Source organism: Chitinimonas sp. (genome assembly GCF_036568685.1).
GTDB lineage: Bacteria > Pseudomonadota > Gammaproteobacteria > Burkholderiales > Chitinimonadaceae > Chitinimonas.
The window spans coordinates 50,778-74,463 of the sequence record NZ_DATCSC010000046.1 but is presented as its reverse complement, the minus strand read 5'-3'; the positions used below and the strand labels follow the sequence as shown (position 1 = coordinate 74,463).

At 61.3% G+C, this 23,686-nt stretch carries 22 protein-coding genes and 1 tRNA gene; 11 read left to right on the top strand and 12 right to left on the bottom strand.

All coding sequences use genetic code 11. The features are described from left to right. A partial coding sequence (locus VIM95_RS07405) for a nicotinamide-nucleotide amidohydrolase family protein (protein WP_331984391.1) occupies positions 1-384 on the bottom strand: 384 nt, incomplete at its 3' end. A gap of 3 nt (positions 385-387) precedes the next feature. Beyond that, the gene (gene orn / locus VIM95_RS07400; protein WP_331984390.1) at positions 388-933 is read right to left on the bottom strand and encodes an oligoribonuclease; all 546 of its coding nucleotides are present in this window, start codon (positions 931-933) and stop codon (positions 388-390) included. A gap of 84 nt (positions 934-1,017) precedes the next feature. Here orn and VIM95_RS07395 point away from each other — a divergent pair, with 84 nt between their 5' ends. From VIM95_RS07395 to VIM95_RS07355, 9 genes are all read left to right on the top strand, one after another. Then, the gene (locus VIM95_RS07395; RefSeq protein WP_331984389.1) at positions 1,018-2,265 is read left to right on the top strand and encodes a M48 family metallopeptidase; all 1,248 of its coding nucleotides are present in this window, start codon (positions 1,018-1,020) and stop codon (positions 2,263-2,265) included. Positions 2,266-2,275: 10 nt separating this feature from the next. Beyond that, positions 2,276-2,590 carry a 4a-hydroxytetrahydrobiopterin dehydratase gene (locus VIM95_RS07390; protein WP_331984388.1) on the top strand — a complete coding sequence of 105 codons (315 nt, stop codon included), beginning with the start codon at positions 2,276-2,278 and terminating at the stop codon, positions 2,588-2,590. After that, on the top strand, positions 2,587-3,462 hold the full coding sequence (gene rsgA / locus VIM95_RS07385; RefSeq protein ID WP_331984387.1) for a ribosome small subunit-dependent GTPase A: 876 nt from the start codon (positions 2,587-2,589) through the stop codon (positions 3,460-3,462). The genes VIM95_RS07390 and rsgA overlap by 4 nt, the downstream gene beginning before the upstream one ends. 162 nt (positions 3,463-3,624) lie before the next feature. Further along, positions 3,625-3,837 carry a 30S ribosomal protein S21 gene (gene rpsU, locus VIM95_RS07380; RefSeq protein ID WP_072427461.1) on the top strand — a complete coding sequence of 71 codons (213 nt, stop codon included), beginning with the start codon at positions 3,625-3,627 and terminating at the stop codon, positions 3,835-3,837. A 121-nt stretch (positions 3,838-3,958) separates the two neighbouring features. Continuing rightward, complete coding sequence (locus VIM95_RS07375; RefSeq protein WP_331984386.1) at positions 3,959-4,399, top strand: GatB/YqeY domain-containing protein; 441 nt, start codon at positions 3,959-3,961, stop codon at positions 4,397-4,399. Positions 4,400-4,445: 46 nt separating this feature from the next. Then, positions 4,446-6,389, top strand: a complete 1,944-nt coding sequence (gene dnaG / locus VIM95_RS07370; protein WP_331984385.1) for a DNA primase — start codon at positions 4,446-4,448, stop codon at positions 6,387-6,389. Between the two features lie 207 nt (positions 6,390-6,596). Beyond that, positions 6,597-8,537 carry an RNA polymerase sigma factor RpoD gene (gene rpoD, locus VIM95_RS07365; RefSeq protein WP_331984384.1) on the top strand — a complete coding sequence of 647 codons (1,941 nt, stop codon included), beginning with the start codon at positions 6,597-6,599 and terminating at the stop codon, positions 8,535-8,537. Between the two features lie 8 nt (positions 8,538-8,545). Further along, positions 8,546-8,622 (top strand) — tRNA-Ile (locus VIM95_RS07360). Positions 8,623-8,916: 294 nt separating this feature from the next. Beyond that, a complete protein-coding gene (locus tag VIM95_RS07355) occupies positions 8,917-9,951 on the top strand; it encodes a radical SAM/SPASM domain-containing protein (protein WP_331984383.1) in 1,035 nt (344 codons plus the stop codon). Between the two features lie 96 nt (positions 9,952-10,047). On the opposite strand, the gene VIM95_RS07350 is transcribed toward VIM95_RS07355, so the two are convergent. Both VIM95_RS07350 and VIM95_RS07345 read right to left on the bottom strand, forming a co-directional pair. After that, entirely contained in the window at positions 10,048-11,265 is a 1,218-nt protein-coding gene (locus VIM95_RS07350; RefSeq protein WP_331984382.1) for an IS4 family transposase, read from the bottom strand. 284 nt (positions 11,266-11,549) lie between these two features. Then, entirely contained in the window at positions 11,550-12,431 is an 882-nt protein-coding gene (locus VIM95_RS07345) for a hypothetical protein (RefSeq protein ID WP_331984381.1), read from the bottom strand. A 95-nt stretch (positions 12,432-12,526) separates the two neighbouring features. Here VIM95_RS07345 and VIM95_RS07340 point away from each other — a divergent pair, with 95 nt between their 5' ends. Beyond that, positions 12,527-13,414 (top strand): LysR family transcriptional regulator, encoded by an 888-nt coding sequence (locus VIM95_RS07340; RefSeq protein WP_331984380.1) that lies wholly within the window; start codon positions 12,527-12,529, stop codon positions 13,412-13,414. A 183-nt stretch (positions 13,415-13,597) separates the two neighbouring features. Here VIM95_RS07340 and VIM95_RS07335 read toward each other — a convergent pair whose 3' ends face one another. The 8 genes from VIM95_RS07335 to VIM95_RS07300 form a co-directional block, all read right to left on the bottom strand. After that, positions 13,598-14,101, bottom strand: a complete 504-nt coding sequence (locus VIM95_RS07335; protein WP_331984379.1) for a hypothetical protein — start codon at positions 14,099-14,101, stop codon at positions 13,598-13,600. 76 nt (positions 14,102-14,177) lie between these two features. Next, positions 14,178-14,762, bottom strand: a complete 585-nt coding sequence (locus VIM95_RS07330; protein ID WP_331984378.1) for a TetR/AcrR family transcriptional regulator — start codon at positions 14,760-14,762, stop codon at positions 14,178-14,180. A 76-nt stretch (positions 14,763-14,838) separates the two neighbouring features. Continuing rightward, positions 14,839-15,246 (bottom strand): MAPEG family protein, encoded by a 408-nt coding sequence (locus VIM95_RS07325; protein ID WP_331984377.1) that lies wholly within the window; start codon positions 15,244-15,246, stop codon positions 14,839-14,841. Positions 15,247-15,270: 24 nt separating this feature from the next. Beyond that, a complete protein-coding gene (locus tag VIM95_RS07320) occupies positions 15,271-15,852 on the bottom strand; it encodes a sigma-70 family RNA polymerase sigma factor (RefSeq protein WP_331984376.1) in 582 nt (193 codons plus the stop codon). A gap of 171 nt (positions 15,853-16,023) precedes the next feature. After that, positions 16,024-17,040, bottom strand: a complete 1,017-nt coding sequence (locus tag VIM95_RS07315; protein WP_331984375.1) for a GlxA family transcriptional regulator — start codon at positions 17,038-17,040, stop codon at positions 16,024-16,026. A 112-nt stretch (positions 17,041-17,152) separates the two neighbouring features. Then, positions 17,153-17,920 carry a DNA-binding domain-containing protein gene (locus tag VIM95_RS07310; protein WP_331984374.1) on the bottom strand — a complete coding sequence of 256 codons (768 nt, stop codon included), beginning with the start codon at positions 17,918-17,920 and terminating at the stop codon, positions 17,153-17,155. Beyond that, positions 17,904-18,797, bottom strand: coding sequence for a DUF692 domain-containing protein (locus tag VIM95_RS07305; protein WP_331984392.1), 894 nt, complete (start codon positions 18,795-18,797; stop codon positions 17,904-17,906). Before VIM95_RS07305 ends, VIM95_RS07310 begins: the two co-directional genes overlap by 17 nt. A 2-nt stretch (positions 18,798-18,799) precedes the next feature. After that, a complete protein-coding gene (locus tag VIM95_RS07300) occupies positions 18,800-19,105 on the bottom strand; it encodes a DUF2282 domain-containing protein (protein ID WP_331984373.1) in 306 nt (101 codons plus the stop codon). Positions 19,106-19,633: 528 nt separating this feature from the next. Here VIM95_RS07300 and VIM95_RS07295 point away from each other — a divergent pair. Continuing rightward, complete coding sequence (locus VIM95_RS07295; RefSeq protein WP_331984372.1) at positions 19,634-23,647, top strand: di-heme oxidoredictase family protein; 4,014 nt, start codon at positions 19,634-19,636, stop codon at positions 23,645-23,647. Positions 23,648-23,686 lie beyond the last annotated feature (39 nt).

Genomic DNA, 23,686 nt, shown 5'->3' with positions numbered 1-23,686 from the left:
GCTCTGCACTTCGCCCGCCAGGGCGATGGCGAGGCACACCGTGCCGACCGGTTTGGCCGGCGTACCGCCGCTGGGGCCGGCCACGCCCGATACCGCCACTGCGAGGTCGGCCCCGGCGGCCTGTAGTGCGCCCAGCGCCATCTCGCGCACCACCGGTTCGCTGACCGCGCCATGCTCAGCCAGCGTGGTAGGCGCCACGCCCAAGAGCCGCTGCTTGGCCTCGTTGGAGTAGGTCACCCAGCCCATGTCGAACCAGCCAGACGAACCGGCGATGTCGGTAATGGCGCTGGCAATGCCGCCGCCAGTGCAGGACTCGGCCGCGGTCACCCGCCAGCCGCGCGCCAGTAGCGCCTTACCCAGTTGTTCCGCCAGGGGCTGGCTCATGGTTCAGACCTTGAGGAAGTGTTCCCGGTAGTACTTGAGTTCGTTGATGGATTCATACACATCCGCCAGTGCCTCGTGCTTGCCCGACTTCTTGAGCCCCTTGGCGACCTCGGGGCTCCAGCGCTTGCACAGCTCCTTGATCGTGGAGACGTCCAGATTGCGGTAGTGGAACCAACTTTCAAGCTCGGGCATCCAGCGCGCCATGAAGCGGCGGTCCTGGTGGATGGTATTGCCGCACATGGGCGAGGCACCCTGCGGTACATGTTCGCCCAGGAAGGCCAGCATCTGGGCTGCGGCGGCGGCCTCGCTGAGGGTGGAAGCCTTGACCTTGTCGATCAGGCCGGACTTGCCGTGGGTGTTCTTGTTCCAGTCGTCCATGGCATCCAGCACGCTGTCCGGCTGGTGCACGACCAGTACCGGGCCTTCGGCCACGGTCTCGAGATTGCTGTCGGTGATCACCACCGCCAGTTCGATGATGCGGTCACGATCGGGCTCCAGACCGGTCATTTCCATGTCGAGCCAGATGAGTCGGGAGGGGTCTTGTGCCATACTTAGCCGTTGTGTCTTTCTGCCACTATCGCCAGGCGAGGTGGTCGTAAGTCTTTGTAATCCTCCATTTTCGCATATGCCGGCATGACCGCCCACGCCTTCAGTCTCGTTTTCCTATTTTTCCTGGTCTTCTCCACGCTCCTGCAGCTCTGGCTGAAAACCCGGCACCTCAACCATGTGCTGGCGCATCGCAATGCCGTGCCCGCCGACTTTGCCAGCCAGATCGAGCTCGCTGCCCACCAGAAGGCGGCCGACTACACCGCGGCCAAGGTGCGCTTTGGTCGCATAGCCATCGTCTGGGAGGCGCTGGTGCTGGCGGGCTTCACGCTCGGTGGCGGCCTTGGCTGGCTGGATGTACAGGCTCGCAACCTGGCAGGCCAGGGCATCTGGGCTGGCCTGGCACTGATCGTGGGCCTGACCGTGGTCAACGGCGCGCTGTCGCTGCCCTTCTCGCTCTATTCCACCTTTGTGCTGGAGGCGCGCTTCGGCTTCAACAAGACCACGCTGGCGGTCTTTATCGGCGACCTCGTCAAATCCACGCTGCTGGGCGCCCTGCTGGGCCTGCCGCTGGTGGCACTGGTGCTGTGGCTGATGGACGCAGCGGGCACCTTCTGGTGGCTGTACGCCTGGGCAGCCTGGGTGCTGTTCGGCCTGGCCCTGATGGCGGTCTACCCCAACTTCATCGCCCCGCTCTTCAACAAGTTCACCCCGCTGGCGGATGAATCACTCAAGGCGCGCATCGACGCACTGTTGCAAAAGTGCGGTTTTGAATCCAACGGTGTGTTCGTGATGGACGGCAGCAAGCGCAGCAGCCATGGCAACGCCTACTTCACCGGCTTTGGCAAGACCAAGCGCATCGTCTTCTTCGATACCCTGATCGAGCGGCTGGAGCCGCTGGAAGTGGAAGCCGTGCTGGCCCATGAACTGGGCCACTACAAGCGCAATCACATCATCAAGCGCATGGTCATGACCTATGGCCTGGGCCTTGTGACCCTGGCCGTCCTAGGTCTACTCAAGGGTGCCGGCTGGTTCTACGCCGGCCTGGGCGTGGCCCAGCCCTCGACCGCAGCCGCGCTGGTGCTGTTCTTCCTGGCACTGCCGGCATTTACCTTCCCCTTCGGCTGGCTGGCCAGCCGTGGCTCGCGCAAGCACGAATACGAGGCCGACCACTACGCCGCCGAGGTCAGCGACGCTGGCGCGCTGGTATCGGGCCTGGTCAAGCTCTATCGTGACAATGCCGCGACGCTGACGCCGGACCCGCTGCACTCCCTGTTCTACGATTCGCACCCGCCGGCAGCACTGCGCATTGCCGCGCTCAAGGCCACGCAATAAGGAAAACACCGTGTCGCTCGCTCAAGAAAACTGCCCCGCCGTGGTCGACCCGCTGACCGACGCCCAAGCCCAGGCCCTGCTGGCCGAGGTGCCGGGCTGGTCGCTGGAAGGCGCCAAACTGGTCCGCACCTTCCGTTTTGCCAACTATTACGAGACCCTGGCCTTCGTGAATGCCTCGGCCTTTATCTCGCACCAGGTCGACCACCACCCCGAGCTGCATGTGACCTACAACACGGTCAAGGTGGCCTACGATACCCACTCGGTCAATGGCCTGAGCCGCAACGACTTCGTCTGCGCCGCCAAGCTGAATGCGCTGGGCGCATGACCGAGATTGCCCGCATCATCCAGTCCCACGGCAAATCCTTTCTGGTGGAGCTGGACTCCGGCCGCCGCTACAAGGCGACCGCGCGCAGCAAGAAGACCGACCTCGCCGTCGGCGACCGGGTCGAGGTGGGCGTGCTCAATGAAGAGCAGGCGGTGATCGAACGGGTGACGCCACGGCAGAGCCTTCTGTACCGCTCGGACGAATGGCGCGAGAAGCTGATCGCCGCCAACGTCACCCAGATCATCGTCGTACTGGCCGCGGTGCCGAGCTTCTATGAAGAGCTGCTGAGCCGTTGCACCGTGGCGGCCGAGGATGCCGACATCCGCATCCTGATCCTGCTCAACAAGGCCGACCTGCCCGAGACGGCCGCCGCCCGCAAGGCGCTGGCGCCCTACCAGGCACTGGGCTACCCCATGCTGGAGCTTTCCGCCAAGGAGAGTGTGGAGGCCCTCTGGCCCTATCTGCAGGGGCAGACCTCGGTGTTCGTGGGCCAGAGCGGCATGGGCAAGTCCACCCTGGTGAACGCCCTCCTGCCCGAGGCGCAGGCCCGCACGCGGGAGATTTCCGAGGCGCTCGATTCCGGCAAGCACACCACCACCCACGCCACGCTGTACAAGCTGCCGCAGGGTGGCGAGCTGATCGACTCCCCCGGCCTGCAGGAGTTCGGCCTGCGCCATCTGCCCGCCGACCGGCTGATCAGCCTCTTCCCTGAGCTGCGCCAATACGCCGGCCAGTGCCGCTTCCAGAACTGCCGGCACGACCGCGAGCCGGGCTGCGCCCTGATCGCCGCGGCCGAAGCGGGCGAGATCCTGCCGCAGCGGCTGCAGCTCCTGCGCAAGCTGCAGCTCGAGTGCAAGAAATCCACTCACTAGTGGGTTTGCAGCCACGCGACCGACACCTCCGCACCACAGTCGCGGCGGCAAAATCCTTGCAAATCAGTCCATTAGTTGCCAAGCGCACAAGCAGGCTGCTAAAATCACTATCCGCAGTAATTTTTTATTAACTCTTTCAGTTAGAAAGTAGGACTGATCTTCATGCCTAACGTACGCGTCAAGGAAAACGAGCCGTTTGAAGTTGCCATGCGCCGCTTCAAGCGCGCGGTGGAAAAAACCGGCCTCCTCACCGAACTCCGCGCTCGCGAGTTCTACGAAAAGCCGACCACCGAGCGCAAGCGTAAGCTCGCTGCTGCTGTGAAGCGCCATTACAAGCGCATTCGCAGCCAGATGCTGCCCAAGAAGTACTACTAAGCAGCGTTTTCCGCGTACCGCACACGGGGGCTTGCTCCTGTGGTAAGCGCACTCAGGGCCGCCGGTTTATACTGGCGGCCTTGTGTTTTTTTCGTCGCCCACCCTTTCTTCGAGTCCTGCCATGAGCCTCAAGCAACGTATTACCGACGACATGAAAACCGCCATGCGTGAGAAGGATACCGCCCGCCTGGGCACTATCCGCCTCCTCCTGGCCGCCATGAAGCAGAAGGAAGTGGACGAACGTATCGAGCTCAGCGACGAGCAGATCGTTGCCATCATCGACAAGATGCAAAAGCAGCGCCGCGATTCGATCAGCCAGTACGAAGCCGCCGCCCGCCAGGACCTGGCCGATATAGAAAAGGCTGAGATGGTCGTGCTGGAGGCCTATATGCCGCAGCAGGCCGACGAGGCCGAGATCAACGCCATTCTCGACGCCGCCTTCGCCACCCACGGCACCACCGTGGCAGCGATGGGTAAGATCATGGCCGATATCAAGCCCAAGCTGGCCGGTCGTGCCGACCTCAGCAAGGTCTCGGCCCTGGTGAAGGCCCGTATTCAGTAATCAAGCTGTACCGGGCGCGATCCAACCGCGCCCTCCCCCGAGATCCATGGCCCGCATTCCCGAAGAATTCGTTCAGGACCTGCTCAATCGCCTCGACATCATCGAGGTCATTGAGCGCTATCTGCCGCTCAAGAAGGCTGGCCAGAACTACGCTGCCTGCTGCCCGTTCCACAAGGAAAAATCACCCTCCTTCACCGTCAGCGCAACCAAGCAGTTCTATCACTGCTTTGGCTGCGGCGCCCATGGCTCGGCCATCGGCTTTGTCATGGAGTACGAAGGCCTGGGCTTTCCGGATACGGTCGAAAAGCTGGCCGAATCGATCGGCATGCAGGTGCCGCGCAGCGAGGGCCGGCCGGACGATACGCCCAAGCGTGCACTGCAGACCAGCCTGGTCGAGCTCAACACCCGCGCCATGCACTACTACCGCGAGCAGCTCAAACTGAGCCCGCGCGCGATCGACTACCTCAAACGGCGCGGCCTGAGCGGCCAGGTCGCCGCCCGCTTCGGCCTGGGCTACGCACCGGACGACTGGCACCCGCTGGCGCAGTGTTTCAGCGACTACGCCACCAACCCGCAGCTGGCCGAGGTCGGCCTGGTGATCGACCATGCCGATTCTGGCCGTCGCTACGACCGCATGCGCGACCGGGTGATCTTTCCCATTCTGGACGGCAAGGGCCAGGTGATCGGCTTTGGTGGTCGCATCCTGGACAAGGGCGAGCCCAAGTATCTGAACTCGCCGGAAACTCCGTTGTTCCAAAAGGGCCTTGAGCTCTACGGTCTGCCACAAGCACGCCAGTCCATCCGCGCCAAAAACCGGGTACTGGTGGTCGAAGGCTATATGGACGTGGTGGCACTGGCTCAATTGGGCGTGGAATACGCCGTCGCCACCCTGGGCACCGCCTGCACACCGGAGCACGTGAAGAAGCTCTCGCGCATGGCCGACCAGGTGGTATTCAGCTTCGATGGCGACAAGGCCGGCCGCAAGGCAGCCTGGCGCGCGCTGGAGAACAGCCTGCCGCTGGCCAGCGACGGCAAGACGCTGAGCTTTTTATTCCTGCCGGCCGAGCACGACCCAGACAGCTACATCCGCGAATATGGCAAGGAAGCCTTCGAGAAGCTGGTCGACGAAGAAGCGCTGGGCTTGGTTGCCTTTATGACCCGAGAGCTGGCCGGCCAGGTGGATATGGATACCGACGAGGGCAAGGCCAAGTTCCTGCACCTGGCCAAGCCACTGGTGGCCCAGGTGAAGGCGCCGGCACTGAGCATGCTGCTGCGCAAGAAGCTGGGTGAACTGGCAGGCCTTGATGCGGTCGAAGTAGCGCAATTGCTGGGAACTGCCCCGCAGGCCAGCAGCCAAGCCGCTGCCGGCCCGGCCTACGCGCAACAGGATGGCGGCGGCCAGTTTGGCCAGCAAACCCAAGCCGGCGGCGCCCCCAAGAAGCCCTGGAACAAGCAGCAAGGTGGTGGTGGCAGTGGCGGCGGCGAGAAACGCCGCTGGCGCGGCAAAGACGAGCCTGAGTTGGGCGCACCGCCACCGGAAGGCCCAAGGCAGACGACCGACCTGGGACTGGAGCTCTTGCAGATTCTGGTAGCGGCCCCCAAGTATGCGCTTGAGCTGCCACAGAACGAGACGCCAGCCAGCGCAATGAGCCCTGCCATGCAGGCCATCCAGCGGGTGGCGGACTATGTGAGTGAGCAGCCGCAGGTACCGGTGACTGGACATCTGCTGGACGCCATGCGGGGTGACCCTTGCTTCCGTCTCTTGGACCAGGCTTTTAGCAAGAGCCGGGACAAGTATGGCAACAGCGAAGAGGCCATCCTGGCAGAGGCCTGGCAGCACGCCCTGCAGCGCTACCTGCTGACACAGGAGAAGCCGCGCGCCGCTCGTCGATTGGCCGAGTTGCAGCGCAAGTACGATACGAGTGGTTTTGGCAGCCTGAGCCCGGAAGAACGCGACGAATATGGTCGCCTGGTTCTGATGGGCCGGTAAATATTGTTCCGCAAAGCCGGTCGGCGCTTCCTAGAATGAAGCGACAGGCCGGCCAGGCCAAATACCTTGAACAGACTACCTTACGGGGTGCTGTGAACACGGCGCAAGCATGCGAAGCCACTGTTTTTCTTCGTGGAACAGATGCTTACTCCAGTAGTTCATGGTACTATTAGCGGTTTCCCCCGTTCCAAACCGAGATACCCACAGATGGCGGCAGATCACGAGCTCGACAAGTCCGAAGCCAAGCGCGACGCAGAACCGCGTCTCGACAGCGAGGCGCGCAAGGCGCGCTTCAAGAATCTCATCGTGCTCGGTAAAGAGCGGGGCTACCTGACCTACGCCGAGATCAACGACCACCTGCCAGAAGACATGCTGGACGCCGAGCAGATCGAAGGCGTTATCAGCATGATCACCAATATGGGCATCCAGGTCTACGATGAGGCGCCGGACGCCGAATCGTTGCTGATGTCCGACTCCGCTCCCGCCGCCGTCGCCGATGACGACGTGGCCGAGGAAGCCGAGGCTGCGCTCTCGACCGTGGATTCCGACTTCGGCCGGACCACCGATCCCGTGCGTATGTACATGCGCGAAATGGGTACCGTCGAGCTCCTGACCCGCGAAGGCGAAATCGAGATCGCCAAGCGGATCGAGGACGGCCTCAAGCACATGATCCAGGCCATTACCGCCTGCCCCACCACCATCAGCCACATCATTGGCATGGTGGACAAGGCGCTGGCCGACGAAATCCGTATCGATGAAGTCGTGGACGACTTTATCGACCCCAACGCGGTAGAAGAAGAGGCCGCACCGCCCGAGCTGGCTGACGCAGACAGCGACGAGGACGTGCCGCTGGAAGACGCTGCCGACGAAGACGATGAAGACAACGAAGGCGCTGCCGCCGCTGCTGCTGCGGCCAACCTTGAAGAGCTGAAGAACAAGGCTGCCGAACACTTTGCCGTGATCCGCGACCTGTTCGACAAGATGATCAAGGCGCTGGAAAAGCACGGCCCGCACAGCAAGCAGTACACCGCGCTGCAAGAGCAGATCTCGGCCGAGTTCCTGAAGATCCGCTTCTCGGCCCGCCAGGTCGAAAACCTGTGCGACAGCCTGCGCAATATGGTGGACGAGATCCGCGGCTACGAGCGCGAGATCATGGACATCTGCGTGCAGAAGGTACGCATGCCGCGCGAGCACTTCATCAAGACCTTCCCCGGCAACGAAGACAACCTCGACTGGGTGAAGAACGAGATCGCCGCTGGCAAGCCCTACTCCGCCATCCTGGAGCGCTACCAGCACGCCGTGATGGAGAAGCAGTCCAAGCTGGCCGAGCTGCAGGCCAACGCCATGCTGCCGATCAAGGACCTGAAGGAAATCAACCGTCAGATGTCCACCGGCGAAGCCAAGGCACGCCGTGCCAAGCGCGAGATGATCGAGGCCAACCTGCGTCTCGTGATCTCGATCGCCAAGAAGTACACCAACCGCGGCCTGCAGTTCCTCGACCTGATCCAGGAAGGCAACATCGGCCTGATGAAGGCCGTGGACAAGTTCGAATACCGCCGCGGTTACAAGTTCTCGACCTACGCCACCTGGTGGATCCGGCAGGCCATTACCCGCTCGATCGCCGACCAGGCCCGCACCATCCGTATTCCGGTGCACATGATCGAGACGATCAACAAGATGAACCGCATCTCGCGGCAGATCCTGCAAGAGACCGGCCTGGAGCCGGATCCGGCCACCCTGGCCGAGCGCATGGACATGCCCGAGGACAAGATCCGCAAGATACTCAAGATCGCGAAGGAACCGATCTCGATGGAAACGCCGATCGGCGACGACGACGATTCGCACCTGGGCGACTTTATCGAGGACCAGAACAACCTGGCCCCGGTGGACGCTGCGGTCTACGCCAGCCTGCGCGACGCAACCCGCGACGTGCTGGACACGCTGACCCCGCGCGAAGCCAAGGTACTGCGTATGCGCTTCGGTATTGAAATGAATACCGACCACACGCTGGAAGAAGTTGGCAAGCAGTTCGACGTGACCCGTGAGCGTATCCGTCAGATTGAAGCCAAGGCGCTGCGCAAGCTGCGCCACCCGACCCGCTCCGAACGGCTGAAGAGCTTCCTCGACAGCCTGGCCAGCGAGGGCTGACCCTCTACGGGCCTGTAGCTCAGTTGGTTAGAGCAGAGGACTCATAATCCTTTGGTCCAGGGTTCAAGTCCCTGCGGGCCCACCACAACAAAGACCCTGGTACTTCGGTACCAGGGTCTTTTGTTTTGTTGCATCCGTTTGCATGCTGGTTTTGAGTGACGCGATAACCCCCCTCCCCCCTGACCTTGATGGCCCCACAGTGATAGAACTCGGACTTGATGCCCTGATAACAGAATTAGGTTTATGCTAGGGCGCAGCCAGCTCCTAGACTGACCCGCGGCCAAGTGAAGCAACCGAGCAAGGCATACGCAGCGTATGTCTAGTAAAATTGCAGCCCGTCTCCTATTTCCATGCTAAACGTCGCAAAGAAAGTTTTTCAATGACATCTGGTAATGGCAATGCCACATCGCCGTACTCGTTACTGAGGGCACAGAAGCGTGTAAGTTTGGCAGAAGCGGTTCCGCTACCCGGGCCGATGGCAATATATGTTGAACCGACCAATATCTGTAATTTTAAGTGCGTCTTCTGTCCCGAGTCTTTTGATGACTATAGGGAGAAAGCCGGCGGCTTGTTTCAGATGACACTTGACAATTTCAAGATAATTGCGCAACAAATCAAGGAGTTCAACACAGTCAAGACGTTGAATTTTTACATGATGGGCGAACCTTTTTCCAACAAAGAATTACTGGATTTTATATCCCATGCGAAACAGGAAAAAATAGCCGAACGTCTTATTGTCACATCTAATGGCACATTGATTAAGCCTGAACGTTACGAGGCCATCTGCGCCAGCGGCCTAGATTATCTTAGAATATCCATTTACGGCGGCAACGAGACTGCCCATCGGGCCAACACCCAGAGTCCCTTCAAGCTGGAGAGGATTCGGGAAAACGTCGCAGGGCTTCGGGCTTATCGAGACAAGATGGGAAAAGCCGGCCCATCCATTTACGTAAAGATGATTGAATCAAAAAGCAATGCTGAGAATCAGGACTTTCTGAATTACTTCAATGGCGTCGGAGATGAGTTGAATCTGGAGCCTGTAATGAACTGGAATGATCCGGATGAAGGTAATCTATCACTGATAGAAACAGACTCACTTTTGATGAGTAAGCATTTCTCTCATAAGAAGGAAGTCTGCCCTTTTCCCTTCTATACGCTAGTTATACATTCCGACCTCAATGTCAGCGTGTGCTGCGTCGATTGGAACAAGAAAACGGTAATTGGTAACTTGCGTGAAAAAACACTCAGCGAGCTATGGCGAAGTGACGCCTTGAAGGATTTCCAGTTAAAGCATCTGCAAAGGGAGCGACATAAATTAAGTAGTTGCAAGAACTGCACCTATATCCACACTGCACCGGATAATCTGGACGAATTGGACGTGGGAACCTATATAGATAGACTAAGTGCCATATAAGCCTAGTGTGACAGCGCATTAATTCATACTTAATTAATCGCATCGAGCGATAAATGGGGTCCGGTCTCAATGCCGTTAAGTTAAGGCTAGCCCGAGTCATCGCAAGCCCTTATACGCTCTCGCTTTGACCGGTTTCACCTTCTGCCGTGTTCGTGGGAATGATCGCCCTGGCCGAGCGATCTCCACAGTCTTGGTGATGAGCCTCCCGGTCGCCGCAGCCAGTTTACTTACAGCCCGGGGCCGCAGCATCAACTGGGGCAGTGCAGCACGAAGCGCCGAGAGCGCATAGGTCAGGTTGGGGATCGTTTCGGCCACCAGCTCACCGGATAGTCGGGCCAGTCCGCTCATCGTCGCAGCGAGATTGCTGAGCCAGACCTTGGCCAGGAAGTCCTGCTCGATACTCTCGGGCAACTCGCCCGAGAAGTGCTCGACCGCCAGTCGGCATTTGAGCAGCTTGAAACACTCCTCGATACGCCAACGCTGGTGATACAGCGCAGCGAAGTCCGCGGCGGGATAGCGGTCCGAATCCAGCAAGGAGGTGATCAGGATTTCCGTCCGGCCACCCTTCAGCGGGATACGGATCAGCCGCAAGCGGAAGCTTGGCTGGGTAAGGGTGTAGCCCTGCTGTTGAGCGCGACGCAATGCCGGTGCCGGGATGACGAAATCCAGCACGGTTTCAGATGCCTGGCTGCGATAGGCGAAGTCCTCCATTTCTCTACTCATCACCCCGTCCACGCGCATGCAGAATGACTTGCCTTGCTCAAGTAGCCAGGCAAACAACCAATAGGCCGGGAAGCCCCGGTCGAGCAAGAGCAAGTCGTCGCCCTGGACGTGGTGGAGACAGTCGGCCAGCAAAGCTCGCTCACGCGATGCGGCCGGTGCCAGCTGGGCGTGCAGCATCAGGCGACTGGTCACGTCGAACAAGCCGATGGCCTGGGCCATGGGGGCTTCACCACCCCAGCGATCACCGTGGCAACCGTACTGTTCGGCCACCTCCGGAAGCTTGTGTAGACGCAGTGTTGTGGTGTCGGCGGCCACCAGGCGCAGGCCGCGCCAGCGTGGTGGATCGACATGGCGATACCAGGCGTCGAGGAGCATGTGGTTGAGCGAAGCAAAGACGGCAGGCTTGAGCTTGCGTCGAGCTTGGCTGAAGGCACTCTTGCTGGCCTGGCGCATGAAGCTCGCCTGCCCGGCGAGCTTGCCGAAGAAGTCATCGAGTTCGGTCTGCAGGCCTTTGACAAGACCTTGGGCCAAGGCGGCGACCATGACCGGAAAGGTCAGGGTACGATTGCGAGTGAAGTCGGTGTCGCTCACGCGATGCTGAGCGACAAAGGCAGGGGAATGTAAGGCCTTGTGAACGTCAGCGAAGAAACTGGCATGGAACTTGTTCTTGCATGGGGGTGAACTCAATGAAAGAACAAGTGAAATTGTACGTTAAATCATGCGGTTACGCTTAACTTAACGGCATTGGGTCCGGTCTTGCAATCCAACACAGTCATGCGTGATTGCAAGACCTGGCCCCAATTCTCCTGGTACTTCGGTACCAGGGTCTTTTTGGTTTTTCGGGTTCAGTTCCAGGCGCACTCGCCATCTCTGCCTTACGAGGCAGACGAAGCAAGCGCCCGCTTCCAGATCCCTTCATACAAGGCCGGCACCCAGCCATCTGCGGGGCAGCGGCTCCAACTTTGCGATAGAAACACCATCGCCTCATCCCCAGACACCTGTCGTGCCTTGTCCAGTTCCAATACCAGCAAGGTACGACGCGAGAACGGGCAGCCACCGACATTGCCGTCGCGCAATGGCTGACGCAACACCGCTGCTGGGGCGTATAGACAGCGCCGGGCGGCCTCGGCCGGGTCAAGCGACGGCTCGGACTGGTACAGGGCGCGCATCTGCACCATGCCCTTGACCATATTGTGGATGGCTACACCGGTGGCGTGCATGGCCGATGTGTCGTTGCCGGCCAAGCTTGCCAGCAGCGCCTTAGCCGTACGCACACGGCCATTGATACGCCACACCAACTTGCGCAAGGCATTACCGGGCGCCAGCGCCTGCCCCATCGTCATCGCGGCGGCCCAGCTTTCTGCGCTGGCGGTATAACCGGACACAAAGGCACTGCCAATGACCTGCTGCAACAACTGCCCGACGTGCACACCGTCCTCATGACCACGCAGCCAGCGCGCCAGTGGCTCCAGCGTATCTGGCGCCTGGCGTAACTGCGGTGCCATGCTGCTCAACCGCGCCCAGAGCTGGTCCTGGTTTGCCGCACGCCCCTCGGCGGCACGGGCCCTCATGGTGGGGAAACGCAGGCCTTGCCAAGACAGGGTCTTGAGCACGCCACCCACAAGCAGGCGATTGAGCAATGGCCCGCCAGGCTCGAATGTGCGGTCTATCGTCTCACCCGCAGCGAGTTGCTTGATATCGGCAGCTTGGTCGATCTTGATCACATCAATCAGACCGGGTATGCGTATCTGTTTCATGGCAGTAAAGGATGAGTTTTGGATGCGCTCAGGCTATCACTCTGATATCCATACAATCCAATACGATGCATCTTCGATTTCAAGACGAAAATCATATGGAATTCCGACAGCTACGCTACTTTCTGGCCGTGGCCGAATATCTGCACTTTACGGAAGCCGCTGCCCACCTGGGCATGGCACAGCCGCCGCTGAGCCAGCAGATATTGAAACTGGAGCGCGAAATTGGTGCGCGCCTGTTTATCCGCCATCCACGCCGCGTCGAGCTAACCGAGGCCGGGCGGCTATTTCGTGAACGGGCTAGGCGCATTGTCGAAGACGCAGAACTGGCATTGGCAGAGGCCCAGCAAGCAGCCCGTGGCGCTGTTGGGAGCCTGTCGCTGGGTTTCGCGGCATCAACCGTATTCCACCCCTTGGTGCCTGCACTATTGCAGCGTTACCGCGCGCACTACCCGGAGGTCATTATTCGCAGCGAGGAAAGCAACAGCGTCGCGCTGATGAACAAGCTGCGCGATGGCCAGACAGACGCTGCGCTGGTTCGCCTACCGCTGGCCCATCCTGATTTGCACGCTACGCCACTGGTCGAGGAGGAGGTCCTGTGCGTCCTGCCCGATTCGCACCCACTGCACCGTAGCCGGCAGGTGCCCTTGTCCGCGCTCGCGGACGACAATTTTGTCCTGCCCCCGCGCAGGCTGGGGCCGGAAATGTACGACACGACCCTGGCCGCCTGCAGGTCTGCCGGCTTCACACCGCGCGTGGGTTTGGAATCACCTCAACTGTCTTCAGTCAGCAATCTGGTGGCAGCCGGGTTTGGCATCTCGCTCCTGCCTGCTTCTTTACGCCAATTACAGACTGCAGGAGTGAGCTATCACACGCTAAAAGGTAAACCCCTGACCACGGCTATCGCTCTACTGACTCGGCCCCGCGAGCAGGCTGCCACCATAAGAAACTTAATGCGGCTCACGCGCGAGCTCGGCAAGGAATAGATAGAAATGGGCTCCGATCTTGCAATCCAACACGGTCATGCGTGATTGCAAGATCGGAGCCCTTTTCTTATCTGCCGACGATATAGCGCGTGGCCTGGTCGCATGCGAGTCCCACCCCGGTTGGTCGCCTTGGCCTTCCTCCTTGTGATCAAGCCCCGGTGCGCGCGATAAGCCGCAGGGGAGCTATTTGCGGGCCTCTGCCTGGCGGCGCGCGCGGATCATCCAGAACTGCAAGATGGCACCGAGCAGGAAGAGGACAAGCCAGCCGAGCAGTGCGGCCCCCACCACGGGCGACTTGGGGCCGTCCGCCAGCGGGTGAGCTGCCGGTAGCCGGGTCAGCGTTTCATTGATGCCGGGCACCAGCAGCAGAAAGAAGCTGAAGGAGCGCCCGAAGGTGGCCAGGTAGGGCCGCAAGCTACCCAGAAAGGCCAGGCGCGGCACCAGCAGGCTGCCAAAGGCCGCCAACAGCGCGAGGATGCCCAGGGCATGCCCGGGGTTGAAGCCGCCGGTACTGGACAATCCGAAGGCGGTGAAGACCGACAGCGACAGCCCCGCCAGATAGACCTGACCAGCGCGCGTTGCAGGATCAATGCTGCGATAGCGCACCAGGCTATAGAGGCCGGCCACGATGGGTGGCAGGCTGATCAGAGTGTGGATGACGCCCAGGAGCGAGAGAGGATGAGCCATGATCGTACCTATCTATTAGTTGGTAGAGTGACAGACAAAAGAAAAACCACCGAAAACGATGGTTAGTGACTTTCCCTTAGTGAGCGAGCAGCCTATCCAAGAGCGGCTGAACGATCTGGGTGAAAACCTCGGGGTTGCCATAGGCACGGGCCGACAACATCGCACCATGCACCGTTGCCGCGAAAGCCATGGCCTCGGTCTCGGGGCTGGTACGCAGCGCAAAGACCCCCGCTGCAGCTCCCCTCTCCAGCACGGCGGCCAGCCATGCGGTCAGATCCAGGAAATGGCCACGGACTTCATCCGCCACTTCGGCGGGGATGGCCGAGAGCTCGGCGGCCAGCATGGCGCAAATGCAGAAGGGTGCGCTGCCGTCACGGATGCACGCAGCCCAGTAACCGGTGTAGGCCTGCAACTGGTCCAAGGGGGCGGGAATCCGCTCTGCTACTGCCGCCAAACCCACCCGCCCCTCCTCGCGATAACGCACGAGGACGGTCCGCACCAGCTCGGCCTTGCTGGGGAAGTGGTGGTGGATGCTGGCCTTGCTGATATGCACAGCCTCCGAGATGTCGGCATAACTGAAGCCGTTATACCCGGCGGTGGCCAGCAGCGAACGGGCGCAGCTGGCGATCTCGGCGGCCTTGGGTGAGAGGTCGGTATTCATGGCAGCAGTCTACCAACTAGTAGATACATGTCAACACATTCATCTCTCTACTAGTTGGTTGATGATTGCAAAATACTTAGCCTGCCAGCCCCGCAACAGCCATCGTCAGGCCGAAGCCGGCGACATAGGTGCCGCACGCCCCTGCCGCACGGACCAGGTTGGGCCGGGCAATGGTCGGCGAGATCAGCATGCCGAGCACAAACAGGTAGCGGGATGCAGTTGCCAAAACCATCAAACCGGACACCCAGGTGCCCGGGCTTTGGGTACCGAGCAAGAGCATGAACAGGGCGAGCAGCGGGGCGTATTCGGCCGTATTGCCCTGGGCACGGACCAGCTTGGTGAGGCGATCCTGCGGATCGCCGTTGCAGCCGACCAATACCTGCCGGCGCAGCCGTACGATGGTGATGGCAGCACTGAGGCTGAACAGCAGGAAGCCCAATGCGGCAGCGCAAAGCAGTGACAAGGGGGTGAACGGGTGCAGCATGGCAACTCCTGTAGTTGGGTTCGATCATTCTTGAAATGCGGCCATACGCCGGCGCAGCGTGCGGCGGGCCCGGTACAACATGACCCAGCAATTGCCGGGCTTGACCTGCAGCCGTTGGCAGACCTCTTCAATCTCGAAGCCCCAGAGCTCGCACAGCGCAAATGCCTGGGCCTGGCGCGGGGGGAGCTGCGCTGCGCACGCTTCGTAGGCTTGGCAGATCTGGTCCTGTGCCAGCCAGGCGTCCGGGCTGTTCCAGGGACGGATAGTGTCCGAGCCCCAATAGCCCTGTACGTCGAACACGCTGTCGAGATGATCACCATCGGCAAACTCGTCTGCCGATGCCACCAGAAGGCTGGGCTCGCGGGCCATGCGCCGCTCCATGTCGACGATCTTGTGCTTGAGGATACCGGTCAGCCAGGTCCGGACACTGGACTGAGCCCGGAAGTGCGCGCGTGCCTGCAAGGCCGCCAGCAGGGCATCCTGCACCGCATCTTCGGCGTTCTGCCGGTTACTTAGGCGGCTGATGGCAAAGCGCAGCAGGTAATCACGCTGTGCGGCCAGTTGCTGATCGCTCGGGCCGGTGTTCCTTTCCTTTTCGCTATGCAACGGGCCTCCTTGGCCATGCCTTGATGGAGCGCTTAAGTCGGGTGGGGCCCGATACGTAGGCAACGCCGTCCCTGGTGCACCGCCGCAGGCGCACCGGATCTGGGGGAAAGGGTTGGCTTGAAGATGCGCGAAGGGTCGCGCGGCGTGAGGCTAAGGATGCAGGGGCCCCGCTCAATCGCGCTCCCCGCCAACGAGGTCGGCACGACTGATGCGCATATTGCCGAACTGGCGGCGATAATCGCTGGGTGAGAGCCCGGTATGACGGCGGAAGATGCGGCGGAAGAAGCCAATGTCTTCGTAGCCGATGCGGGCGCAAACCGTGGCGATGGGGATATTGCTCTGCTCGAGCATTTCCCGCGCCGCCAGGATGCGCAGGGCCTGGGTGTAGGCGCCCGGCAAACGGCCGGTTACGGCCTTGAAGTGGCGAATAAAGGTACGGGGCGTCATGTCCACTTGCTCGGCCAGTATTTCGATCGAGAGCTCGCGGTCAAAATGCTGCTGCAGATACTCCTCGACCATGCGGATCTTGGCGTCGGAATGTGGCCGTGACAGCGGCAGCACGGCATAACCACTCTGCTTGATGCGTGGCATGCTAAGTAGCAGCGATTTGGCGCACTGCAGCGCAACCTCATGGCCGCAGAACTTCTCCACCAGGTAGAGGCTGAGGTCGATGGCGGCGTAGACGCCACCGCTGCACAGTACCCGGCCGTCCTCGGTGACGAACTCCTCCGGCCGCCAGATCACCTTGGGATAGCGCTCACGCATGATGTCGGCCACGGCCCAGTGCGTGGTGGCCCGCCGCCCGTCCAAGAGGCCGCACTCGGCCAGGAAGGCAACGCCGGTACAGATGCCGGCAATCATGGCGCCACGGTCATGCCAGCGGCGCAGCCAGGGCAGGATGGAGGATTCGCGGGCGATCCTGTCCTGCACATCCAGACCCGAGGCCGGCAGGATGATCAAGTCAGTGTGTTCGATATCCTCTATCCCGCACTGAGGCTTGAGCCCAAGGGCGCATAAGCTCTGCACATCGGCCCCATCCACCGACGCTACCCGCACCCGAAAACGGGGCAAGGTCTGCTCGTTGCGGAAGAAGTGCCAGAGGCTGCCGGCCGAGTGGAAAATCTCGATCGGCCCCACGGCGGTGGAGGCAAAGCTCGCCTCTGTCACCAGGACGGTGACGTCCAACACGGGGTGCTCGCTGCCGGTTGGCAGGGAGGATCGTTGCGGAAGCGTTTGTATCGCGGTTGTCATCACTCAACATCCTGGGTCATCGATAAGGTCGGTCGTGGCGGGCGCGCCGCTACTCCAGAGTAAAGCCCAGGAACAGGTGCAGGCCCAGCAAGCTGCCGAGCAAGTCACTGAATTGTTCGCCGAAGTAGTCGTGCGCCGCCCCCAGATGGGTACCACCACAGAGCAAGCGGGCCGCATGCCAGGTCAAGGCAGGCAGGTGCTGAACTTCGACGCCATAGGCGGTACGGCCGATCAGGAGATAGGCCGGCTCTTCGGCCACGTCACCAACCGGCATGAGCGATGCACCTTGCTGTAGCGCACTGCGCCATTGGTGTTCCGCCAATGCACTGCAAATGCGCAAGCTGCTAGCAGGATGCGCCAGCAAACGAACCTGAGGCAGCACTACGTCAGCCAGGCTCGCCAAGTCCTCCAATGGCCGCAGACCGGTGCGATCTGCTTCCTCCGACCCAAGATGCAATGCGCGGTTGACACAGAAGTCGAGCTCAGCCACCTCGGCTATCCAGCCCGGTACCGCCGCCTGCGTCTGCAGAAAGCCCGGGAAGCGGCTGCCGTATAGCTCCAGCCAACCGCAAACCGGCAGTTCGGCGACGACGAAGCGGCCCGCCAATTCGGCAAAGCCTGCTTCGCCCAGCAGCCTGCTGGTCGCGGGAAAGCTGATGCGCAGTGCACTCCCCAGGGTAGCCAAACAGGTACCGCGATGGATCGATAACGCAATCGCGGGGGGCAGGCCAGCCGGGGCCAACAATCCCGCCGGGGGCTCGCCCCCCTTGTGGATGGCCGCCAGCAGACTGGCCTGGGTATCAGCAAGCGTTTGCATATACCTCCCCGCTACAGGCATCCAGGATGGCATCGGCCTGCGCGACTTCGTGCAGCAGTTCTGCCAATGGTGGAATGGCGTTGTCACGCTCCAGCAGTACCGGCAAGCGCCCAAAACACGCAACCGCCTCGCGGTATAGTGCCCAGACCGGGTCGGCCACCGGCCCGCCATGATCATCCACCAGCAGGCTGTGCGTACCAAAGTGGCGCCGCTCATGGCCGGCCAGGTGCAGTTGGGCCACATATCGGGTCGGCAAGGCCTGCAGGTAGGCTGTGGCATCCCAACCGTGGTTGCTGCAACTGACGTAGACATTGTTGATGTCGAGCAGCAGGCCGCAGCCGGTAGCCCCGGCCAATCGGCCGAGAAATTCCGGCTCGGTCAGGGTCGAGGACTGGTAAGAGAAGTAGCTGGACGGGTTTTCCAGCAGCAGCTGGCGACCCAGACACTGTTGGGCTTGATCGACATGCCGGCAGACCAGCGCGAGTACCGACTCGGTCAGGGGCAAGGGCAAGAGATCGGGCACGCTCGCCCCCCCTACCCCGCTCCAGCTCAGGTGGTCGGAAACCAGGCCAGGCTCGATCCGATCGATCAGTCTTCTCAGCCTTTGCAGATGCATACGGTCCAAGCCGTCGGCCGAACCCAGCGACAGGGCCACCGCGTGGATGGATACCGGATAGCGGTCACGCACCGCCTCCAGTGCAGCCACCGCTTGGCTATCGCCCATGAAGTTCTCAGCATGGATCTCGACCCAGGCCACCTCCGCCTCGCCGCGAAGAAAAGACGTCAGGTGAGGAAAGCGCAGCCCAACCCCAGCTCGGTGTGGGATAGCAGCACTGACCCCGTACCTGACAGCCCGGTCGGGTTGGACTGCGCGCATCATCAACCTTCCTTGGTCGAGCCACCTGCGATCTTCTCGCAGGTACCTGCCGGGAGCAGCACAATGGACTTCGGATCACGTGCCTTGGTGGCGAGGCCGGCGCAAGCGTGCTTGCCGACGGCGCAGTCGTTCTTGCCAATTGCGTTCACGCCATAGCACTTTTCCAGATTTTGGGCGGTGGCGCGGGCGATATTGTCCTTGACCACCTGCGGCAGCTCCTTGTCCTGTGCGTTGGCGCCGGCTTGCATGGTGAGCGCAAGGCCAACTGCGGTGAACAAAGCCGAGGCCTTGGAAAGATCGTGTTTCATGGTGTTCCTTTATAGGGTTGATGGAACTGCATAACCGGCCCGACCTGGTGGTCTTCCGGCATGGACCGCCCCGGTGTTGGGCGATGGCGAAATTCTGCGCAACGCAAATGCCGTTTAGTAGCCGACGAAACTGACAAATACCGTAGTCAAAATTGCCGCACTCCCAACCCGCTCCCGCGGCCAGGCCGCCCACATTCCCACCGCCTTTCCCTCACCGCAGTCCGTAGCTGAATTCGGCCTGCACATCGTCGATTAGCGGTTTTCCACAACCCATGTCATAGCGAAAAACAATCGTCCCAAGACCTGCAAATATTGCCCTCGTCATAAACAAGCCTGCTACGACGGGCATTTCACGCCCTCATTTCACAAATTCAAGCGCTTGGTATGTAAATTAAATTGAGCTCGCTGAAGCAAAATATTCATTAGTCATTGTATTTACATGCCATTAACATTTCGGAACCGTTTCCACTCACTTCATGGGTGGGGGCAACCTGTCATGGTGTGGTGCATGAACCCAGGAGAATCAGCATGAGACTGAGTGGCAATATTCAGATACGACCTAGGCAGGCGTGGCAGCTATTTGCCACCCTGTTGCTGAGCTATACGCTCAGCGCCTGTGGCGGGGACGATAGTTCCGCCAAGCCGGCCCAGAGCCCGAATATGGCTGCCGCGGTAGCCCCCATGGCGGCGGACACGGTGGCCCAGACCAAGAGCAGCAAGCGCGGCCTTGCCTATGGTGAGCAAAGCGCGGCCGACCAGAGCGCTTTGGCCCCGGGCCTGGCCTGGTGGTACAACTGGTCGCCCAAACCTGAAGCCGGCGTTGCCTCGACCTACTCCGCAACTGGCGTGGAGTTTGTGCCGATGGCCTGGGGCGGCAACCCCACCCAGGCTGACCTGTTGGCTGCCATTCCGGCCGGCACGCGCTATCTCTTGGGCTTCAATGAGCCCAACTTCAAGTCGCAAGCCAATATGACGCCGAGCAAGGCCGCCTCGCTGTGGCCTGTGCTGCAGGCAGTGGCCAAGCAGCGTGGTCTGCAACTGGGCTCGCCAGCCGTGAACTACTGCGGTGGCAACGATTGCGTCAGCGAAAACGGCGTCACCTATACCGACCCGATCGCCTACCTCGACGCCTTCTTTGCCAACTGCAAGGACTGCCAGATCGATTTCATCCCGGTCCATTGGTATGCCTGTGACGTGCCGGCACTGAAGTTCATTGTCGACCGCTACCGTAAGTACCAGAAGCCACTGTGGATTACCGAGTTCGCCTGTGGGGACAAACAGCCCAGCTCGGCCATCACCGTCGCAGTCCAGAAGCAATACATGACCGATGCGGTGGCCTATCTGGAAAGCGAACCGGCCGTGGCCCGCTACGCCTGGTTCTCTGGCCGCAGCAACAACATCCCCAACGTCAATCTGCTGGGCGCCAACGGCCAACTGACCGAGCTGGGCCAGCTCTATGTCAGCCTGCCCTTCCAGACCAGCGGTACCGAGACGGCCCTGACCCCGGTCAGCGCCAGCGCCAGTGGCCAGGAACGCGGCGACCTGAGCGCCGACAAGGCCATCGACAAGAACCTCAATACCCGTTGGGGCAGTGCCTTTGCCGATAACCAGTACCTGACCCTGGATTACGGCAAGAACGTGACCATCACCCGGGTGCAGATCAATTGGGAAAATGCCCACGCTGAAAGCTACCAGCTGCAGGTATCGAGCGACGGCAGCAACTGGACCACGGTACGTACCGTGACCGGCAGCCCGGGTGGCGTGGAGAACCTGCGCGACCTGAGCGCCAATGGCCGCTATCTGCGCATGCAGGGCATCAAGCGCTCCAGCCAGTACGGCTATTCGATCTTCGAGATCCAGGCCTATACCGGTTCGCCGAGCAGCAGCCAGCCAACCCAACCCACGCAACCGACCCAACCAACCGACCCCAACGTACCCACCCAGCCGGTGCCGCCTAGCGCCGTGCTGGTACCTGTTGGCGCCACCACCTCCGGCGCAGAGAATGGCGGCCTGGGTGCCGAGAAGGCCATCGACGGCAACCTGAATTCGCGCTGGTCCAGTACCTCGGTAGATAACGCCTGGTTGCAGATCGACCTGGGTGTGAACCGTGATATCGGCTACATGAAGCTGGTGTGGGAAAACGCCCACGCGACCGAGTACGAAGTCCAGGTCTCCACCGACGGTCAGAACTGGACCGCGGTCCGCCATGTGTACGACAGCAAGGGGGGTACTGAGGAGCTGTTCAACCTGCGCGCCAAGGGTCGTTATCTGCGCATCCAGGGTGTGAAGCGCTCCACCCCCTACGGCTATTCGCTGTTCGAGGTCGAGGTGCGTGCCCCGGGTGCGGACAACTCGCTGCAGCTGCAGACCCCGCTGGCCTACACCACCCCCACCGGCAACGAGACCATCACCCCGCTGTACGCCCCGCAAGACCCGATCGAGACCCTGCAGTTCAGCCTGCCGGATGGCACCCTGGTGACGCGCTTTGGCGTGCGAGGCCTGGCCCGCCATGGCCGCGAGCGGGGCGAGGAATGGAATGAAGCCGGTTACGGCCCGAACGAGACGGTCGATGCCGCCGGCAAGCCGGTGGACAAGGGCCCGGGCAACTTCCTGACCTTTGTGCCGCAGTACTTCAAGAATCGCACCTGGGGCTTCGAGATCGTCGACAACAGCCGCGTTGCCGGCGTGACCAAGCCCACCCTGCGGGTCAACCAGTACTTCACCCAGGCCCAGCTGCCTGGCGGGGTGGCCTGGTTCCGCGCCTTTGACCGGGTCGGCGTGACCGGCTACGGCTGGATGGCCCCGGGCGAGTTGGCCGACAAGAGTGTGACGCTCTGTCCGGCTGTGCCCTACCCCACCAATGGCAAGCTGATGAACGCCAATGTGCTGAACAACGGCTGCAGCCTGACCGTGGATGGCTACCCTGGCCACGGCGACATCGGCGCCGACGGCATGCCCAATGGCAAGAACGTACCGGGCCGTGCGCTGCTGGTGGGAGACGTGATCGAGGTCTCGCCGTCCTTCTTCTCGACCAAGGAGGTCATGCAGGGCATTGGTGACGATGGTGGTATCCGCTACTACGCCGGCGAATGGACCTATGTCGTCGGTGTGGGCCTGCGCCCATCCTACGGCGTGCAGCCGCGGTTGATGAACGCCGCACTGCCGGCGGAGACCCTGTCTGGTGGCGATGGTTCGGTGTCCTACAACTACTCGGACAACGGCAACTTCATGTTCCAGCAGCCGCATAACAATATTGGCATGCAGAACATGCAGCGCTTTGTCGAAGGCCGCCGCCTGATCCACACCGACTTCTTCACCGGCAAGCACACCGAGGCTGGTAACGATGTGTACACGGCAGCCCAGAACAAGGCCGGTCCGTTCTTCGCCCAGTCGACCTGTGTGGGCTGCCACACCAACAACGGCCGTAGCAATGCGCTGACCGACCTCAACCAGCGTCTGGACAATATGAACGTCAAGACGGCGCAACTGGGCCAGGACGGCAAGCTCTACCCGCACGGCCTGTACGGCGCCAGTATCCAGATGAATGCCAAGTCCAGCAGCGGTGTTGCACAGGACTGGGGGATCGGCGTGCGTGTTGCCGGCTTTGATACCCGTACCGTGCTGCTCAACGACGGTACCCGGATCGAGCTGCGCAAGCCGCGCCTGGCCTTCGACGGCCCGGTGCCGGAGCTGTACTCGGTGCGTAGCGCCCAGCCCATGATCGGCACCGGCCTCTTGGAAGCCATTCCGGAAGCCGACATCGTGGCACGTGCCCGTACTACGCCGGACGCCGATGGTGTGAAGGGCGTGGCCAACTATGTCTTCGATCCGGAATCGGGCCAAGTACGCCTGGGTCGCTTCGGCTGGAAGGCATCCAAGGCCACCCTGCGCGACCAGGTCGCCTCGGCCCTACTGCACGATATGTCGGTAACCTCGCCGGTCTATCCCAAGAAGTCCTGCCATGCCGGTATTGCCGGTTGCCGCAGCGGCGTGGGCGAACCGGGCGTGACCGAGGCCGAGCTGCAGAAGGTCACCCAGTACATGGCCCTCCTGGCCGTACCGGCACAGCGCAGCCTGCAGAGCGGCTTCCCCAAGGGCGTGGCGCCGCTGCCTGAGCACATCGTCAACCCCACCCAGGTGGCAGCGGGCCGCAAGGCGTTTGTGAGCGCCAACTGTGTGGCCTGCCATACCCCGGAGATGAAGACCGGCAACAACCACCCCTTCGCCGAACTGCGCAACCAGACCATCCGTCCCTACACGGACCTGTTGCTGCACGACATGGGCGATGGCCTGGCCGACAATCTGCCGGAAGGCAAGGCCAGCGGTCGCCAGTGGCGTACCCCGGCACTGTGGGGTATCGGCTACACCGGCAAGATCCAGGAAGGCGACAACAAGGTCGGCTACCTGCATGACGGCCGCGCCCGCACGCTGCAGGAAGCCATTCTGTGGCACGCCGGTGAAGCGGAGAAGAGTCGTCAACGCTTCGAAGCGCTGACTGCCCAGGACCGCGACGCCATCGTGGCCTTCCTGAAGTCGCTGTAAGACGTCACATTGACCTACAAAGGCCAATTGGCAAAAAGG

What these genes read in the sequence shown, in the direction of transcription:
- VIM95_RS07355 (WP_331984383.1), top strand. Translation starts at nt 8,917, where the DNA reads ATGACATCTGGTAATGGCAATGCCACATCGCCGTACTCGTTACTGAGG.
- VIM95_RS07375 (WP_331984386.1), top strand. Translation starts at nt 3,959, where the DNA reads ATGAGCCTCAAGCAACGTATTACCGACGACATGAAAACCGCCATGCGT.
- dnaG (WP_331984385.1), top strand. Translation starts at nt 4,446, where the DNA reads ATGGCCCGCATTCCCGAAGAATTCGTTCAGGACCTGCTCAATCGCCTC.
- orn (WP_331984390.1), bottom strand. Translation starts at nt 933, where the DNA reads ATGGCACAAGACCCCTCCCGACTCATCTGGCTCGACATGGAAATGACC.
- VIM95_RS07335 (WP_331984379.1), bottom strand. Translation starts at nt 14,101, where the DNA reads ATGGCTCATCCTCTCTCGCTCCTGGGCGTCATCCACACTCTGATCAGC.
- VIM95_RS07330 (WP_331984378.1), bottom strand. Translation starts at nt 14,762, where the DNA reads ATGAATACCGACCTCTCACCCAAGGCCGCCGAGATCGCCAGCTGCGCC.
- VIM95_RS07295 (WP_331984372.1), top strand. Translation starts at nt 19,634, where the DNA reads ATGAGACTGAGTGGCAATATTCAGATACGACCTAGGCAGGCGTGGCAG.
- VIM95_RS07395 (WP_331984389.1), top strand. Translation starts at nt 1,018, where the DNA reads ATGACCGCCCACGCCTTCAGTCTCGTTTTCCTATTTTTCCTGGTCTTC.
- VIM95_RS07345 (WP_331984381.1), bottom strand. Translation starts at nt 12,431, where the DNA reads ATGAAACAGATACGCATACCCGGTCTGATTGATGTGATCAAGATCGAC.
- VIM95_RS07310 (WP_331984374.1), bottom strand. Translation starts at nt 17,920, where the DNA reads ATGCAAACGCTTGCTGATACCCAGGCCAGTCTGCTGGCGGCCATCCAC.
- VIM95_RS07300 (WP_331984373.1), bottom strand. Translation starts at nt 19,105, where the DNA reads ATGAAACACGATCTTTCCAAGGCCTCGGCTTTGTTCACCGCAGTTGGC.
- VIM95_RS07340 (WP_331984380.1), top strand. Translation starts at nt 12,527, where the DNA reads ATGGAATTCCGACAGCTACGCTACTTTCTGGCCGTGGCCGAATATCTG.
- rpsU (WP_072427461.1), top strand. Translation starts at nt 3,625, where the DNA reads ATGCCTAACGTACGCGTCAAGGAAAACGAGCCGTTTGAAGTTGCCATG.
- VIM95_RS07305 (WP_331984392.1), bottom strand. Translation starts at nt 18,797, where the DNA reads ATGCGCGCAGTCCAACCCGACCGGGCTGTCAGGTACGGGGTCAGTGCT.
- rsgA (WP_331984387.1), top strand. Translation starts at nt 2,587, where the DNA reads ATGACCGAGATTGCCCGCATCATCCAGTCCCACGGCAAATCCTTTCTG.
- rpoD (WP_331984384.1), top strand. Translation starts at nt 6,597, where the DNA reads ATGGCGGCAGATCACGAGCTCGACAAGTCCGAAGCCAAGCGCGACGCA.
- VIM95_RS07325 (WP_331984377.1), bottom strand. Translation starts at nt 15,246, where the DNA reads ATGCTGCACCCGTTCACCCCCTTGTCACTGCTTTGCGCTGCCGCATTG.